The 16,111-nt window shown below is 58.3% G+C and carries 17 protein-coding genes; 7 read left to right on the top strand and 10 right to left on the bottom strand.

Going from position 1 to position 16,111, the window contains the following annotated elements; genetic code table 11:
• Window positions 1-25: 25 nt before the first annotated feature.
• From infA to HP15_RS10315, 9 genes are all read right to left on the bottom strand, one after another.
• Window positions 26-244 (bottom strand): translation initiation factor IF-1, encoded by a 219-nt coding sequence (gene infA / locus HP15_RS10355; protein WP_008169200.1) that lies wholly within the window; start codon window positions 242-244, stop codon window positions 26-28.
• A gap of 80 nt (window positions 245-324) precedes the next feature.
• Window positions 325-1,038, bottom strand: coding sequence for an arginyltransferase (locus HP15_RS10350; RefSeq protein ID WP_014577422.1), 714 nt, complete (start codon window positions 1,036-1,038; stop codon window positions 325-327).
• Window positions 1,039-1,752: a leucyl/phenylalanyl-tRNA--protein transferase gene (gene aat, locus HP15_RS10345; RefSeq protein WP_014577421.1), complete on the bottom strand. Its 714-nt coding sequence runs from the start codon at window positions 1,750-1,752 to the stop codon at window positions 1,039-1,041.
• A 203-nt stretch (window positions 1,753-1,955) separates the two neighbouring features.
• Window positions 1,956-2,909: a thioredoxin-disulfide reductase gene (gene trxB, locus HP15_RS10340; protein WP_014577420.1), complete on the bottom strand. Its 954-nt coding sequence runs from the start codon at window positions 2,907-2,909 to the stop codon at window positions 1,956-1,958.
• A gap of 142 nt (window positions 2,910-3,051) precedes the next feature.
• Window positions 3,052-3,963: an AAA family ATPase gene (locus HP15_RS10335; RefSeq protein ID WP_014577419.1), complete on the bottom strand. Its 912-nt coding sequence runs from the start codon at window positions 3,961-3,963 to the stop codon at window positions 3,052-3,054.
• A 7-nt stretch (window positions 3,964-3,970) separates the two neighbouring features.
• The gene (locus HP15_RS10330; protein ID WP_014577418.1) at window positions 3,971-4,894 is read right to left on the bottom strand and encodes a carbon-nitrogen hydrolase; all 924 of its coding nucleotides are present in this window, start codon (window positions 4,892-4,894) and stop codon (window positions 3,971-3,973) included.
• The gene (locus tag HP15_RS10325) at window positions 4,894-5,943 is read right to left on the bottom strand and encodes an agmatine deiminase family protein (RefSeq protein WP_227499746.1); all 1,050 of its coding nucleotides are present in this window, start codon (window positions 5,941-5,943) and stop codon (window positions 4,894-4,896) included. The genes HP15_RS10330 and HP15_RS10325 overlap by 1 nt, the downstream gene beginning before the upstream one ends.
• Before the next feature lie 101 nt (window positions 5,944-6,044).
• Window positions 6,045-6,347 carry a hypothetical protein gene (locus tag HP15_RS10320; RefSeq protein WP_014577416.1) on the bottom strand — a complete coding sequence of 101 codons (303 nt, stop codon included), beginning with the start codon at window positions 6,345-6,347 and terminating at the stop codon, window positions 6,045-6,047.
• A gap of 95 nt (window positions 6,348-6,442) precedes the next feature.
• Complete coding sequence (locus HP15_RS10315) at window positions 6,443-7,030, bottom strand: PilZ domain-containing protein (RefSeq protein WP_014577415.1); 588 nt, start codon at window positions 7,028-7,030, stop codon at window positions 6,443-6,445.
• A gap of 123 nt (window positions 7,031-7,153) precedes the next feature.
• Between HP15_RS10315 and HP15_RS10310 the strand changes: the two genes are divergently transcribed.
• Window positions 7,154-8,395 carry a lipoprotein-releasing ABC transporter permease subunit gene (locus HP15_RS10310; protein ID WP_014577414.1) on the top strand — a complete coding sequence of 414 codons (1,242 nt, stop codon included), beginning with the start codon at window positions 7,154-7,156 and terminating at the stop codon, window positions 8,393-8,395.
• A 13-nt stretch (window positions 8,396-8,408) separates the two neighbouring features.
• Entirely contained in the window at window positions 8,409-9,098 is a 690-nt protein-coding gene (locus HP15_RS10305) for an ABC transporter ATP-binding protein (RefSeq protein ID WP_014577413.1), read from the top strand.
• On the opposite strand, the gene HP15_RS10300 is transcribed toward HP15_RS10305, so the two are convergent.
• A complete protein-coding gene (locus HP15_RS10300; protein WP_008169186.1) occupies window positions 9,086-9,631 on the bottom strand; it encodes a DUF2062 domain-containing protein in 546 nt (181 codons plus the stop codon). The two genes, HP15_RS10305 and HP15_RS10300, sit on opposite strands and share 13 nt — an antisense overlap.
• An 81-nt stretch (window positions 9,632-9,712) precedes the next feature.
• On the opposite strand from HP15_RS10300, the gene HP15_RS10295 reads away from it, so the two are divergent.
• From HP15_RS10295 to lpxK, 5 genes are all read left to right on the top strand, one after another.
• The gene (locus HP15_RS10295) at window positions 9,713-12,145 is read left to right on the top strand and encodes a DNA internalization-related competence protein ComEC/Rec2 (RefSeq protein WP_227499745.1); all 2,433 of its coding nucleotides are present in this window, start codon (window positions 9,713-9,715) and stop codon (window positions 12,143-12,145) included.
• Between the two features lie 72 nt (window positions 12,146-12,217).
• Window positions 12,218-12,844 carry a MotA/TolQ/ExbB proton channel family protein gene (locus HP15_RS10290; RefSeq protein ID WP_008169179.1) on the top strand — a complete coding sequence of 209 codons (627 nt, stop codon included), beginning with the start codon at window positions 12,218-12,220 and terminating at the stop codon, window positions 12,842-12,844.
• Window positions 12,845-12,849: 5 nt separating this feature from the next.
• Window positions 12,850-13,275: an ExbD/TolR family protein gene (locus HP15_RS10285; protein WP_014577411.1), complete on the top strand. Its 426-nt coding sequence runs from the start codon at window positions 12,850-12,852 to the stop codon at window positions 13,273-13,275.
• Entirely contained in the window at window positions 13,272-15,050 is a 1,779-nt protein-coding gene (msbA, locus tag HP15_RS10280) for a lipid A export permease/ATP-binding protein MsbA (RefSeq protein WP_014577410.1), read from the top strand. Before HP15_RS10285 ends, msbA begins: the two co-directional genes overlap by 4 nt.
• Window positions 15,047-16,093 (top strand): tetraacyldisaccharide 4'-kinase, encoded by a 1,047-nt coding sequence (gene lpxK, locus HP15_RS10275; protein WP_014577409.1) that lies wholly within the window; start codon window positions 15,047-15,049, stop codon window positions 16,091-16,093. Before msbA ends, lpxK begins: the two co-directional genes overlap by 4 nt.
• Window positions 16,094-16,111: the final 18 nt, after the last annotated feature.

The raw sequence follows: 16,111 nt of genomic DNA, 5'->3' as shown, positions 1-16,111 counted from the left end.
GGGGCTTTCAGATGTCATGGGAGCATCAACGGGCGCGATATACGATCCGGCCCTTGCTCAGGTCATAGGGAGTCAGCTCAACCTTGACCTTGTCACCTGTCAGGATGCGGATGTAGTTCTTGCGCATCTTTCCGGAGATATGGGCTGTCACAACATGACCGTTGCTCAGCTCAACGCGGAACATGGTGTTTGGAAGGGTATCGATAATAACGCCTTCCATTTCAATGGCATCTGATTTCGGCATTCAGTAGAAACCTCGTTTGAATATGCTTCTCGTGATTCTAAATTGCGCAATTCTGCCTGATTTATCGGCGTTTGGCAAAGTTAGCCTGCGTCCAGTTCACGCCAGTGCCCGTCTCTCAGTGCTTCGATGGGTCGGAAGCGTGTTTTGTAATTCATTTTTCGGCACTGCTTGATCCAGTAACCGAGGTACAGGTGGGGCAGCCCCCTGCGGCAGGCTTCCTCAATTTGCCAGAGGATTGCGAAGGTGCCCAGGCTGCGGTCCTCCAGATCAGGATCGAAAACCGTATAGATGGCCGAAAGGCCATCGTCCAGAAGATCGACTGCTGCCAGTCCTACCAGCCGTTCGCCCTGGTGGATTTCCAGAAACCAGGAATCGGTTGCGCCTTCTACCAGAAACGAGGTGAACTGTTCCCGGGTCGGCGGGTACATGTCGCCGTCCTTGTGCCTTTGTTCGATGTAATTGGCGTAGAGCTGGTAATACCTCTCCGCAAAGGTGGCGGGCGCCATGGTGCACTGCAAATCCTTGTTTTTCCGGAGAACACGCCGCTGGCTTCTGTCCGGCTTGAAATCATCAACTTTCAACCGAACCGGTATGCAGGCATTGCACTGCTCACAGTGAGGGCGGTAGTAGTGGGATCCGCTGCGGCGAAAGCCGAGAGCCGTGAGTTGGCTGTAAAGCTTTTTGTCGATATGAGCCCGCGGATCCACAAACATGGTGGTGGCCTCGCGGTCTGGCAGGTAGCTGCAATCGTGCGGTGGTGTCGCGAAGAACACCAGGGTTCTGAGATTGCTCATTCACTCCTCCGGCCCGGGCCAACGCCATCGGAAGGTCCAGTCGGTCTGATCCGGTTTCTGATCGATGCTCATCCTGAGTATAGATAAAAACTCTTCCCGTGGAATAGTCCGTGCGCCCATGGTAAGCAGGTGCCGGCTCTCTACCTGGCAATCCATAATCCGGTAGCCCCAGAGCTGTAACTGGTGCGCCAGGTGAACCATGAGAACTTTGGACGCGTTGGTTTCCAGAGAAAACATGGATTCACCGAAGAAACACCGGCCAATGGCCAGTCCGTACATGCCACCGGCCAATTCACCACGCTGGTTCCAGATTTCGATGGAGTGGGCGACGCCCATGCGATGCAGCTCTGAGTAGCTGGCAATCATTTCTTCGGTAATCCAGGTACCTTCGGCACGGGTTGAGGCGCACAGGCGGATGATTCGTCCGAAGTGTCTGTCTGCGGTTACCTGGAAGCGTTGTTGGTTCAGGGTCCGGCGCAGGCTCCGTGAAACGTGGATTTCGTTCGGAAAAAGGACACACCGCGGATTCGGTGACCACCACAAAATGGGCTGGTCGTCGCTGTACCAGGGGAAGATGCCGTTCCGGTAGGCCAGTATGAGTCGCTCGGTGGAAAGGTCGCCGCCGAGGGCAAGAAGGCCGTCCGGGTCGTCCAGGGCTTCGTTGGCGGGGGGGAACCAGAGTTGGTCCGGGTCTAGCCAGGGTAGTGAGGTCATCCTTCTCCGGTTTTTACTGCCTAGTTCGCGTTGATCTGAATACTAACGGGCCTGGGAGTCGCGCCCGGGAGGGCCAGCCTTCTAAAACACGCTGTGAATACGTCCATGTACGCTTGGCTCCGCCATCCCTGGCTCCGCACAGTTTTAGAAGGCTGGCCCTCCCGACCTCGATCAATTTCCGTTTGGTCTTCTAAAAGACTAGATCAATCCTGCTGATCCAGAAACTTTTCCGCATCCAGGGCGGCCATGCAACCGAAGCCGGCAGAGGTGACGGCCTGGCGGTAGACGTGGTCCGCTACGTCGCCGGCGGCGAATACGCCGGGAATGCTGCTCTGGGTGGCCATGCCTTCGAGGCCGGAGCGGATGCGGATGTAGCCGTTTTCCATGTCCAGTTGGCCCTGGAACAGATCGGTGTTCGGTTTGTGGCCGATGGCGATGAATACGCCGGCCAGGTCCATTTCCTGGGTGGAGTCGTCTTTGGTGCTTTTGACGCGCATACCGGTGACGCCGGTGCCGTCGCCCAGGACTTCGTCGAGGGTGTGGTCCCAGACGATCTTGACGTTGCCGTTTTCGGCTTTTTCAAACAGTTTGTCCTGGAGGATCTTCTCGGCACGCAGGCTGTCGCGGCGGTGCACCAGGGTCACTTCGTCGGCTATGTTGGAGAGGTACAGAGCCTCTTCGACCGCGGTGTTACCGCCGCCAATAACGGCAACTTTCTGTTTTTTGTAAAAAAAACCGTCGCAGGTGGCGCAGGCGGAGACGCCCTGGCCTTTGAATTTCTCTTCAGACTCGAGGCCGAGATACATAGCGGAGGCGCCGGTAGCAATGATCAGGGTGTCGCAGGTGTACTCGCCGCCATCGCCCTTGAGGCGGAATGGGCGGTTACGGAGGTCGGCTTCGTTGATGGTGTCGTAGACGATGCTGGTTTCGAAGCGTTCGGCATGCTTGAGCATGCGCTGCATGAGCTCCGGGCCCTGAACGCCGTCGTTGTCGCCGGGCCAGTTGTCGACGTCGGTGGTGGTGGTGAGCTGGCCGCCGACTTCAATACCGGTAATCAGGGTCGGATTCAGGTTGGCGCGGGCTGCGTAAACGGCAGCGGTGTAACCTGCGGGGCCAGAACCGAGGATGATCAGTCGGGAATGTTTGGTGTCGCTCATTGGGAATTCTCTCACTGAAAAAGCCGTACGTTGCCGGGCCCCGGTTTCAGGGCCAGACGCTTCGGGGAAAGGAGCAAAGGCTAACATGAAAGGCGCGGTCTGCCATTCGTTTTGGCCAATTCCGCTTATAAAACCTTGCTATTTACTCAAGCACAGAAACAGTTGCCAACAGCTGACGAACCCTTTCCGCGCTTTTGCCGGACTCGCCCTGTTCGAGACGGTGGGCTGCCACTGCAGGGAACACGGCCTGGATGTCGTCAGGCAGCACGTGATGACGCCCCTCCATCAGGGCCCAGGCCTTGGCGGCCCGCACCAGTCCCAATCCCGCCCGGGGCGAAAGCCCGTACAGAAGGCCGGGCATTCTCCGGCTCTGTTCCAGCAACCGTTGCACGTAATCCAGAAGTGCCGGGCTGGCGGTTATCCGGGTAACGCCCTCCTGCAGGGTTTTCAGGTCGGCCTGGGAGAGCAGGGTCGGCAGCTTTTCGGTCATGGCACGTCGGTCTTCGCCCTCCAGCAGCTCCCGCTCGGCCCGTGGGTCCGGATAGCCGAGGCGAAGACGCATGAGGAACCGGTCCAGTTGGGACTCGGGCAGGGGATAGGTGCCGCCCTGCTCGATGGGATTCTGGGTGGCAATTACGAAGAACGGATGGGGCAGTGGCCGGGTCTCGCCCTCGATGGACACTTGCCGTTCTTCCATGGCTTCGAGCAGAGCGCTCTGCGTTCGCGGTGATGCCCGGTTGATTTCATCAGCCAACACCACCTGGGCAAAGATCGGGCCGGGGTGGAATACCAGGCTGCCGGCCTGTTTGTCGTACATGGAGTAACCCAGCACATCCGCCGGAAGCAGGTCGTTGGTGAACTGGATGCGCTGGTACGTCAGCCCCATCACCTTGGCCAGGGCATGAGAAAGAGTGGTTTTGCCCATGCCGGGGATATCTTCGATCAGCAGGTGCCCCCGGGCCAGAAGCCCGCAGAGGGCAAGGCGTACCTGTTGGTCTTTGCCCAGGAGTATCTGGTTCAGTTCACTGACTACGGTATCGACCAGTTTTTTCATTCGGGGCTCAGTCTCTTACGCGTTTGAGGATGTCGCCGTAGGCGTCTATTCGGCGATCTCTCAAATACGGCCAGATACGGCGAACCGATTCACTGCGGCTGCGATCCAGGGTGACGGCAAGGATGCATTCGGAGCTGTCATCGCCCCGGGCCAGCAACTCACCCTGCGGGCCACAGATAAAACTGTTACCCCAGAAACGGATGCCGTCACTGTGCCCGGAGGGGTCGGGTTCGGTGCCTACCCGGTTCGGAGCCACGACTGGCAGGTTGTTGGCAACGGCATGGCCCCTTTGCACGGTGACCCAGGCGTCCAGTTGACGCGCCTGTTCATCGGGGTCATCCGTTACATCCCAGCCGATCGCAGTTGGGTAGATCAGGATCTCGGCGCCAGCCAGGGCCATCAGCCTTGCGGCCTCGGGGTACCACTGGTCCCAGCACACCAGCACGCCGAGCCTGCCGACAGACGTATCGATAGGCGTGAAACCGCTGCGGCCATCGTTGAACTGGGCGTCACCGGGCGTGAAGTAGAATTTTTCATAGAACCCCGGGTCGTCCGGAATGTGCATTTTCCGGTACAGCCCTGCCAGGGAGCCGTCTTTCTCAAATACAACCGCCGTGTTGTGATACACGCCGTTCATACGACGTTCGAAAATGGATCCAACCAGCACAATACCCAGTTCCCGGGCCAGGTCAGACAGGCGCTTGCTGGTAGGGCCGGGAATCGGCTCTGCCAGCTCGAAAACAGACGTTTCCTCGGTCTGGCAGAAATATAGGGTGGCGTGAAGTTCCTGGAGGATCACCAGGTTGGCGCCACTGGCTACGGCCTCACGAACCAGTTTCTCGGTAGTGGCGAGGCTGGCGGCCTTGTCGCTGCTACAGGCCTGCTGGATGACGGCAACATTGATTTGGCTTTTGCGCAACTCACTGCTCATCAACTGACTACTCCGGCGGGAATTTGCATGGTCACACAGTGAAGGCTGCCATGCTGACGAATCAAGGGCCGGCAATTGATCGGCACTATTGCTCGTGTCGGAAAGATCTCTTTCATGACAGCAATGGCGTCCTGATCCTGATCAACGCCGTAAACAGGAAGCAAAACCGCCTCGTTGATGATCAGGAAGTTGGCGTAGGTGGCCGGAAGACGCTCACCGTCCTCATCATGGATGGCATCAGGCCAGGGCAGAGGCGTCAGCTTGTAGGGCGCGCCGTCGGCCTGGCGGAACTCCTGAAGTTCCTCCTCCATGGCTGCCAACGCGCTGTAGTGTTCATCCGCCACATCTGGGCAAGTCACGTAGCAGATGTGATCCGGGGCGCAAAATCGGGCGAGGGTATCGATGTGGCTGTCGGTGTCATCCCCGGCAAGATAGCCGTGGTTGAGCCAGAGAATCCGCCGGATTCCCAGCACCTCGGAAAGCAGCTGTTCAATCGCCGTGCGATCCATGGCCGGGTTTCGGGTGGGCGTCAGCAGGCACTCGGATGTGGTCAGCAGGGTGCCCTGACCATCCGATTCAAATGAACCCCCTTCCAGCACAAAACCGACCTGCTGCATCCTGGTTGTGCCGAAGACGCCAGCATTGAAAAGGTGATTATTTAACGCATCGTCCTTTTCCCAGGGGAACTTTCCGCCCCAGGCGTTGAACCTGAAATCCAGCAGTGTCGGCCCTTCATCGGTGAGAATGGTGATGGGTCCATGGTCGCGGGCCCAGGTGTCATTCGCCGGTGCCGGAACCGATCTCACGCGTCCCGGAAAGCCATTGTCCTCGGCGTACCGATTGAGGTCCCGTTCTAGCTCCTGAAGGCGGACAACGTGTTCGCAACTGATGACAAGGTGTTCGTGTGGGAGTACGGCTTTCGCGATGTCGAGGAACACCGGTTCAACTTCGTCGATCAGGCCTGCCCAGTCGGTTCCCGGGTGGGGCCAGGTCAGCATGACGGCACTCTGGGGCGCCCACTCTGCGGGCAACACTCGTTTGGTTGTCACTACGTCACCTTGAATCATAAAAGACGCCATTCTAACCAACGATTGGTTGAACGTCAGGACATGGGAAGGGAATTTCCAGCCTGGAAAGGCCCCTCGGGCCTTCAGCGATTCGGCTTGAGAACGGTATGGATAACCCGGTCGCCTTCGAAATACACGATAAAGCCCTGATAGTGCCACTGGGTGATCGGTGGCTGGCCCACGGGACCTTCAATTTCCACGGGTGCACCCCAGGAGGCGCGCACTGATGACTGGCTCATGCCAGAGCCGGGGAAGCTGGCCTGGTCGCGATCGGCCTGGGTGCCGACTGGCACGCGGACTTCTTCAGCTACCGCGGACGTCATCGGGAAAAGGGCCAGTGTGGCAGTCACTGCCAGTGCGCCGAACAGGGTAGTTTGCTTTCTCATTGATGGGTCTCCATGAAAACTGATGTCCTCGGGAGGACATGGATAAAGCGTAATATCCGAAAAAGATTAGCAAAAGTCACTCGTTTTTCCCCAGTCTACTCCTTTTGACGCTGTCGAATCTGCCACCGCATCACATGTCGTGCGATTTGCTGGCGATCGCTGTCCTCAATCCGGGCGAATTCGGTGTGGACCCTTGCTCCGCCTGACGAATCGGGGTGTACCTCGATAACTCGGGCAACTGCGCGGGGCTGGAAAAGTTCGGGTGGGAGGGTCATTCGAACGGCGAGCCGGTCTCCCGGCTGCCAGGCAGGGGTGCTGCTCGAGAACGACAGCCCACCCTCGCTCAGGGTTACTTCCTGCCAGTCCTCAGGTTGCAACGGATTTTGCTCAAAGGCCATAATGCGCGCAAGCGTGTCCAGCTTGCCGTTCAGGGATTTGATCAGTCCGGTAAGCAGCCGGTCTTTTTCGGCAAGGCTGGCAAGCTGGGATTTAACGTCCTGATCCAGCCGCCTGAATTCAGCTTTCAGGCTCTCAAGATGGTCGCCGTCGAAGGCATCTTCTTCCATTGCGGTGCCAGGCGCCAGCTTGCGGATCTCCAGGCCGATCCGGTCTTCAATGCGGAAAAAGTCCCGCCGTTCGGGTGAATAGTCCACCGGTTGGTTGGGGATGTCGGACGACTGCATCGCGGCTCCGGAAGGCTGAATTTTTATTTGGTACAGAACAGTTTAGCAGTTTCCCGTCGTGCTGGAAGGTACCCGGGAAAACCAGACCACGACAGACCGGAAGGTAGCAACAGGCACCTCTCAATGTTCAGACCCTTATCACTCTATATTGGCTTGCGTTACACGGCCGCCAAACGCCGCAATCACTTCATTTCCTTTATTTCCCTGACCTCCATGATCGGGCTGATGCTGGGAGTTGCGGTTCTGATCATCGTGCTCTCGGTCATGAACGGTTTCGATCGGGAGCTCAAGCAGAGAATTCTCGGGATGGTGCCCCACGCTACCATTCAAGGCGCCGGGCCGCTTGACGACTGGCAATCAATCGACGCGAAGGTGCAGCAGCACCCCCGCGTGCTGGCTGCTGCGCCTTTCATACAGGGGCAGGGTATGGTTACCGGCGGTGGAAATGTTCGCGGGGTCGTGCTTAACGGCATTCTCCCGGAAGAGGAGCGCACGGTTTCTATCATTGAAAACCACATGGTCGAAGGCAGTCTCAACGATCTGGTTTCTGGCGAATTCGGCATCATCATCGGTCGGTTGATGGCGGCCAGCCTGCGTCTTCAGATCGGTGACAAGGTAACCGTGGTCCTGCCGGAAGCCTCGGTTACGCCGGCTGGGGTCCTGCCCAGGCTCAAACGGTTCACGGTCAAGGGCATCTTCAGTGTCGGGGCAGAACTGGATGGCAATTACACCCTGATTCACATGGATGATGCCGCCAAGCTCATGCGGACCGGGGGCAAAGCCGAGGGTATTCGCCTGCTGGTGGATGACCTTTTTGCCGCTCCCAAGGTGTCGCAGCAGGCTGCTGAGTCGCTGGGCGGCCGGTATTACGTATCCGACTGGACCCGAACCCACGGCAACCTGTTCCAGGCCATCCGCATGGAGAAAACCATGATCGGCCTGCTGCTGATGTTTATCGTGGCTGTCGCTGCATTCAATATCGTGTCCACGCTGGTGATGGTGGTTACCGACAAAACCGGTGACATCGCCATCCTCAGGACCATGGGGGCAACACCGGGACGCATCATGCGTATCTTCATTGTTCAGGGGGCGGTCATCGGTATCTTCGGAACCATTGTTGGCACGGCGTTGGGCGTTTTCGGAGCGCTCAACATCAGTGCCTTTATTTCCTGGCTGGAGGGAGCGCTTGGCCACCAGTTCCTGAGCGCGGACGTTTACTTCATCAGCTATCTGCCTTCCCAGCTGCAATGGCAGGACGTGTTTATCATCAGTGGCGCCGGCCTCGCTATGAGTCTGTTGGCAACGATTTATCCGGCCTGGCGGGCTTCCAGGGTGGATCCGGCGGAGGCGCTTCGTTATGAGTAAGGAACAATCCGCAATGGCACACTCTGCCCTGGTAATAGACTGCCGTCAGGTGACCCGAACCTATAACGAGGGTCTCGGCAAGCTCACCATTTTTTCGGATATCTCGCTCGAAGTTGCGCAGGGGGAGACCGTTGCCATTGTGGGCAGCAGTGGTGCCGGAAAAACCACGTTGCTCAACTTGTTGGGCGGGCTCGACAAGCCATCTTCCGGCCAGATTTCCATTTGTGGCGAAGACATTCACCGGCTTTCCGAGGGACGGCGCGCCCGGTTCCGGAATGCCCATCTCGGGTTTGTCTATCAGTTCCATCACCTGTTGCCGGAGTTCACCGCTCTGGAAAACGTGATGATGCCTTGTGCGTTGGGCGGTATGGCGGTATCCAGGTCGAGGGACAAGGCGGCCAGCCTGCTGCAGCGGGTTGGGCTTGCCGAACGGCTGGATCACAAACCCGGCGAGCTGTCCGGTGGCGAACGCCAGCGGGTGGCCATTGCCCGGGCACTGGTCAACGAACCGGACTGTGTTCTGATGGACGAACCGACGGGCAACCTGGATGAACATACCGGAGAAGGGGTGCAGGCGCTGATCGAGTCATTGAGGGATCAGCTGGGTATTGCCTTTGTCATGGTCACCCATGACATGAAAATGGCCAGAAGCCTGGGGCGTGTCATGCGGCTTGAGCAGGGTCGCCTGATTCAGGAAGCCTGATCAGCCTCACGACGGCGTCTGAGTCGTGCGGTGCGTCGCACCTGCCAGTCAGAGCGAATTTTCCGGCGCCACAGATACTGGATAATCAGGTAGGCCACGCAAGCGGAGACCGTTGCGACCACCAGGGACCCGAGATAGAGGGGAATGCCGATATCCAGCAGCCGCTCGCTGATCCAGGACCACGAGAGCTCGAAATCAAAACTGAGTACAGGCCGATCCAGAGCCCAGGCGCCAATCTTGTAGTTGAAATAGAACATTGGCGGCATGGTTACAGGGTTGCTGATCCATACCAGGACCACTGAAAGCGGCAGGTTGGCATTGAACCAGATGGCAAAAAAGGCCGCCGCGAGCATCTGGAAGGGCATGGGAATAAAGCAGAACCAGATGCCGACGAGAAAGGCCCGCGCAACACTGTGACGGTTGATGTGCCACAGGTTCGGTTCATGAAGGATATCGCCCAGAAAGCTCAGCGACTGCATCGCTTGCACCTTCTCTGGTGAGGGCAGATAGCGTTTCATGAACTTCTTTGGCATTGGAAGTTCTGCCTTTAGACGGAGTTAGTAGACCGGCTCATCGGATGTCGCCGGTGTTTGTGACATACAGGAGGACAAGGATTGTCCGGAAGTATCAACAGACCGGTGGGCCCTTCGGGCGACTCCGGTTCCGCAGCGCTGGGCGTTATCGCCTTCTCTTGTGGCGTTATCTTACTGTATTGGTTGTCGATACTGCCACCTCCCACGTGGTTGATAGCCGCGATACCACTGCTGGCCTTAGGCCGGATCTGCGTTTCCCCGACCTTTGCCAGCTCCGCATTCGTATCTGCTCTTGGCATCATGGTCGGACTCTCCTGGGCCTCGTGGCATGCCAGTGACCGGCTTTCAACGGTTCTGCCGGCAAGCCTGGAACGCGAGCGTCTCTCTGTCTCGGGATACGTATGTGATATTCCTTCGCCCGGTAGCTTCAACAGTTTACGTTTCAGTTTCTGTGTCACCCAGTGGCACAACCTTCCCATCCCGACCCGAGAGGAAGCAAGGATGCCGGACCTGCTCAGGTTGTCCTGGTACGGTCACGGAATGGAGCGGCTCCCGGGCCAACGTTTGCGGCTGGAAGTCGTGCTCAAGCGCCCCCACGGCTCCCTGAACCCCGCGGGCTTTCGCTACGAGGACTGGCTGTTTCGCAAGGGCTACCGGGCCACGGGCAGCATTCGTAGCGTGGAGGTTGACCGGGATGTCGGGTGTTTCGTCCATTGCCAGTACCGGAAGCTGCATCGTTTGCTTCACCAATGGACCATCGAGCAATTTGGCGGTGCCCGTCATTTTCCGCTGGTTTCTTCGTTACTCATAGGTCATCGCGGCCACATGGAACAGAAGCACTGGGATGTGCTCAAGGCGACCGGCACCATTCACCTGGTTGCCATATCGGGCCTGCACCTGGGTCTGATCGCCCTGGGGGCAGGGTTTCTGTGCCGGCGACTGTTGCTGACTGTTCCGGCACACATAGTGAGCGATAGCTCAAGGCGTTGGTTTGCCTTCCTGGCCGTTATCCTCTGCTGTCTGGTTTATGCCCTGGCGGCGGGATTTACCGTTCCAACCCAGAGGGCTCTGGTGATGGTTGTGGCCGGTGGGTGGCTGGTACTGATGAGTCGTCAGGCCCCGGTCTGGAACGTTTTCCTGGCCGCGTTGGCTGCCGTTCTTGTGCTGGACCCTTTCGCGCCCCTGGACCAGGGATTCTGGCTTTCGTTCGCTGCGGTTGCCACCCTGATCACTGTATTCTCGTCGCGACTGGCTGGAACCGGGTGGCTGAGAGGACTCGTCCTGGCCCAGCTCGCGGTTTTTGGCGGATTATGGCCAATCCTCGAAATACTGGGGCAGGGCCAGCCCCTGGTAGGTTTGTTGGCCAACCTGGTCGCGATTCCCTGGGTATCCCTTGTGGTTATGCCAGTGCTTGTCGCGGGTGGGTTGCTTGCCGCCGTAGTTCCAGGCGCCGCCCAGCTGTTCTTACCAATATTCGATCTAACCCTCGGTGTTCTGTGGCAATGGCTCATGTGGCTTGCGCAATGGCAGGCGCCCGACATCCCGGCTGGTGTCCCGGAGCTTGTTGGCTGGGCGTTGCTGAGCGTCTCAGTATTGTGTTTGCCGTTCGCCATGTTCCGGCTTGTGGCGGTTCTTTCTGCGGTGTTGTGGCTGGTGTATCCGGCCCCTTCTTCCGAAAGGAATTCGTACGTTGCAGAGCCAGTTGTAAGGGTATGGGATGTTGGGCAGGGTCTTTCGGTTCTGGTCCGACACGGGCGCGAGGTTCTTGTCTACGATACCGGTCCCGCCGTGCCCGGCGTGTTTTCGGCCGTCGAATCCACGCTTTTGCCCAATCTGGCGGCTGAAGGAATCAAGCGAATTGACACCCTCGTGATCAGCCACGCCGACAGCGATCATGCCGGTGGCATCTCGGAGCTTTCCCGGAACGTCAGTGTCGGCCGTGTCATTGCTGGTGAGCCTGCGGCGGTCAGGCAGCAGGTTGGCGAACTGCCTGTGCAAGCCTGCAAACAGGCTGAAGATAGGCTGGGAGGATTGGTCCTCGAGTTCTGGCAGGGTGAGGGCGCACAAGAGGGTAACGACGCTTCCTGTGTGTTGCGTATCTACCACCCTGACTCCGGAACTGAGTGGCTCTTGCCGGGAGATATTACCGAACCCGTGGAGGCAGAGTATCTGGCTTATATGGCTGGCCGAGAGGACGTTCAGGTTCCTTCGAATCGCGTGCTCGTTGCGCCCCACCACGGGAGCAAAACCTCATCTTCCGAACCCTGGGTGCGCGTGCTGAGACCAGATCGGGTCATCTATACCGCTGGCTATCGCCACCGGTACGGTCATCCCCACCCGACGGTAACCGCACGTTACGCGGGGGTCGGAGCGGTGCCGCTGAACACAGCATGTTCAGGCAGCGTCGAGATGACCGTTGTCGATAAAAAGCTGGTATTAAAGGAAATGCGGCATGGCTCGTCGTTCTGGGTCGGTGGTTCGGGGCTTGCCCGTGACCAATGTAAAATACCGTGACATTGCAGGTGTGGCCTCCACGGGTAGCTATGCTAAAGTAGCGCGGCTTGCAAACAATCAGGGAGACCAAGCGTGTTCGAGCTGTTGAAAGCCGGTGGCATTCTGATGGTGCCAATTGTTGCCTGCTCCATTCTGGCGCTGGCCATCATTCTGGAGCGTTTCTGGACCCTTCGCGCTTCCAGGGTCGCGCCCCCCCAGACCATCAATGAGTTATGGCGCTGGATCAAGAAGAAAGAACTCAATGGCCGGAAACTGAAAGCCCTGCAGGGGTCATCGCCCCTGGGCCGGATTCTTGCCGGTGGCCTGCTTAACGCCAAGCATGGCCGCGAAATCATGAAAGAGAGCATCGAGCACGAGGCAAGCCAGGTCATCCATGATCTGGAGCGTTTCCTTAACCCGCTGGGTACCGTTGCGACGATCACCCCTCTGCTGGGACTGCTTGGTACCGTCATTGGCATGATCAAGGTATTTGCCGAGATCCAATTGGCCGGGGTTGGCAACGCCGGCAACCTCGCCGGTGGTATCTCTGAAGCGCTTATTACTACGGCCGCTGGCCTGAGCGTCGCCATCCCGGCACTTATATGCCACCGCTACTTTATCCGGAGAGTGGATGAGCTGGTCGTCGGCATGGAGCAGGAAGCGATCAAGCTGGTTGAGGTAGTGCACGGAGACCGCGAAATCGACGTGGAAGGAGCCTGAACGCCGTGAAGTTCAAGCGCCAGAGGAGCCAGGAAGTCGGGGTAGACCTGACGCCACTGATCGACGTGGTGTTTCTGCTGCTGATTTTCTTTATGGTTTCCACGACCTTTACCCGCGAGAGCCATCTGCAGGTTGAATTGCCTGAGGCCAGCGGCGAGCCTGCGCCGGCATCCGAAGTGCAGCAGATTGACGTGGTGATCAATGCCGAGGGGCAGTACATCCTGAACGACCGCACATTGGTCAATAATCGGCGGGAGACCCTAGAGCGGGGTGTCCGTGAACTGGCTGAAGGCAATAACTCGCTTCCGTTCATCATTACCGCTGACGCCCGCACACCCCATGAATTTGTGGTTCGTGCCATGGACGTTGCCGGACGCCTGGGGTTCGCCAAGCTCAGTATCACCACTGAGCGGGAGGCTGAGAGCCAGTGAAGGTACCCGAGCCTTTGCCAGACCCTGCGGCCGGCCTGCCGGCGGGCAGCTGGGAAACCTACAAACGCCTGCTCGCCTATGTGAAGCCCTTCCTGCTGGCCTTCTCTCTGGCGGTACTCGGTAACATCATCTATGCCGCCGCATCGACGGGCATGGCGGCGGCCATGGAATACGTTATTGCGGCTATCGAGAATCCGACCGAGCAGAATCGTCTGATGCTGACGATGGTTATCGTTGGCGTGTTCGCATTCCGTGGGCTGGGCACCTTCCTGAGCCAGTACTTCATCAGCTATGTCGGTCGCCAGGTCATAAATGCGCTCCGTAACGATGTATTTGATCGACTGATGACACTGCCTTCCCGCTATTTCGATGACAACGCGGCGGGACGGCTGGTGTCCAAGCTTACCTTTAACGTCGAGCAGGTGGCGGAGGCGACGACCAACGCCGTGACCATCACGCTCCGTGAAGGTCTGACCATCGTCGGTCTGCTGGGTTACATGTTCTACACCAACTGGAAACTCACGCTGATTTTCCTGGCGGTGGGGCCGCTTATTGCCGCGGTTGTAAGCTATGCCAGCAAGCGCTTCCGCAAGATCAGCAAACGTATCCAGGGCTCCATGGGTGATATTACCCACGTGGCCTCTGAATCCATTACCGGCTACCGGGTTGTTCGTACGTTCGGCGGTGAGGATTATGAACGCCAGCGTTTTCAAGAGGTTAATGACAAAAACCTCAAGCAAAGTCTGAAGATGGCGTCGACTCAGGCGATCAGTGTTCCAGTGATTCAGGTGCTGGTGGCCATCGCCATTGCCGGGCTCGTCTGGATGATGCTGGCGCCGGAAATTCGTGGTGAGATGAGCACCGGCCAGCTGGTGGCATTCATTACGGCGGCGACGACCATGGCCAAGCCCATCCGCCAGGTCACCTCTGTTCACGCCAAGATCCAGAAGGGCGTTGCAGCGGCTTACGATGTTTTCGAAACCATCGACGAGTCGCCGGAGCAGGATCCGGGCACGTATTCGCCGGATCGCGTTGAAGGCGACATCGAGTTTGACGAAGTGGCGTTTCGGTACCGTGACCAGTTGGACAATGTGCTGGAAGGCATATCCCTCAGCATTCCTGCCGGGCAGAGTGTGGCTCTGGTTGGGCGTTCCGGCAGCGGTAAATCCACCTTGGTGAGCCTGTTGCCGAGGTTCTATGAGTACACCGGCGGAGATATCCGAATCGACGGGCACTCGTTGCGCGATTTCTCCCTCAAGGCCCTGCGTAAACAGATCGCTCTGGTAACCCAGAACGTTGTCCTGTTCAACGACACCATCGCTGCCAATATCGCCTATGGTGCTTTGAGAGACTGCACACCGGAGGAAATCCGCGAGGCTGCCGCCAAGGCTCATGCGCTCGAATTTATTGACCGTATGCCCGAGGGACTGGATACCATGATCGGTGACAACGGGGTCATGCTTTCCGGTGGGCAGCGACAGCGGCTCGCCATCGCCCGGGCGCTGCTCAAGAACGCCCCGATTCTGATCCTTGATGAGGCGACATCGGCGCTGGATACGGAATCTGAACGCCATATCCAGGAAGCGTTGGAAACGGTTATGCAGGGCCGTACCACTCTGGTCATTGCGCATCGCCTGTCCACCATCGAGAAAGCGGACCGAATCCTGGTGATGGACAATGGCCGCATCGCCGAATCCGGCCGCCACGACGAACTCCTTGCCGCTGGCGGCGCTTACGCTCAATTGCACCAGATGCAGTTCAGCGAGCAGTCATGAGCGCGGTGCAATCTGCCATGAGTTCGCTGGTTGAGCGTCTCTGGTATGGAAGGAAGCGCCCTCTGGCTTTTCTGGCACCGCTGTCTTGGCTGTACCGGAGCATCGCGGAAGCCCGCCGTCGGGCCGCCTGGGATGCGAGGGATGCGTCGCTCCCGGTTCCGGTCATTGTGGTTGGCAACATCACTGCCGGTGGAACCGGCAAATCGCCGCTCACCGCCTGGCTGGTTTCCGCACTGGCATCCGATGGCTGGCGGCCGGTTATTCTCAGCAGGGGTTATGGTGGTAATGCTGGCCAGTACCCGCTGGAAGTTGCGGCGGAGACCAGTCCTTCCGAAGCCGGTGACGAGCCTGTCATGCTGGCGCTGAGCACCGGTTGCCCGGTTGTTGTTGATCCGCGCCGCCGACGGGGCGCCGATTACGCTCTTGAGAAAAACCTGGGTGATGTGCTGATTTGTGACGACGGCCTTCAACACTACAAGTTGCCCAGAGACCTGGAGCTGTCGGTATTTGATGGGCAAAGGGGCATCGGTAACGGCGCCTTGATCCCCGTTGGCCCGCTTCGGGAGCCGGTTTCGCGACTGGCTTCTGTGGACTTTGTTATTGTAAATGGCAAAGAGCTTTCAGAGCAGGCCATGGAAAGCTTTGTTGGCATTGACCACCCTGCGATATTTTCCATGATTCTTGAGCCTGCAACCCTTGTTCACCTGAAAACAGGGGAGGCGAGAGCCGTTGGCGATCTCAGGGGCAAGGCCGTGAGGGCTGTGGCCGGGATCGGAAACCCGGCCCGGTTTTTCGATACACTCAGAACCCTTGGCGCCGATGTTACCGAAGCGGCCTTTCCGGATCACCATCGTTTCCGTCCTGAGGATCTGAACAGTGATACCGATGAGTTGATAGTCATGACCGCAAAAGACGCGGTGAAATGCCGGGAATTTGCACCCGATAATGCCTGGAGCCTCACCGTTGAGGCCAGATTGCCGGGACCGTTCCGGGACGCGTTTCTGGCCCGGGTTCGCCAATGTTCCGAGCCGTTAACTTCCTGATATCAAGTGAGTAAGCAA

The organism is Marinobacter adhaerens HP15, assembly GCF_000166295.1.
GTDB lineage: Bacteria > Pseudomonadota > Gammaproteobacteria > Pseudomonadales > Oleiphilaceae > Marinobacter > Marinobacter adhaerens.
The sequence above is the reverse complement of the archived record's forward strand: the minus strand, read 5'-3'. Positions and strand labels throughout refer to the sequence as shown.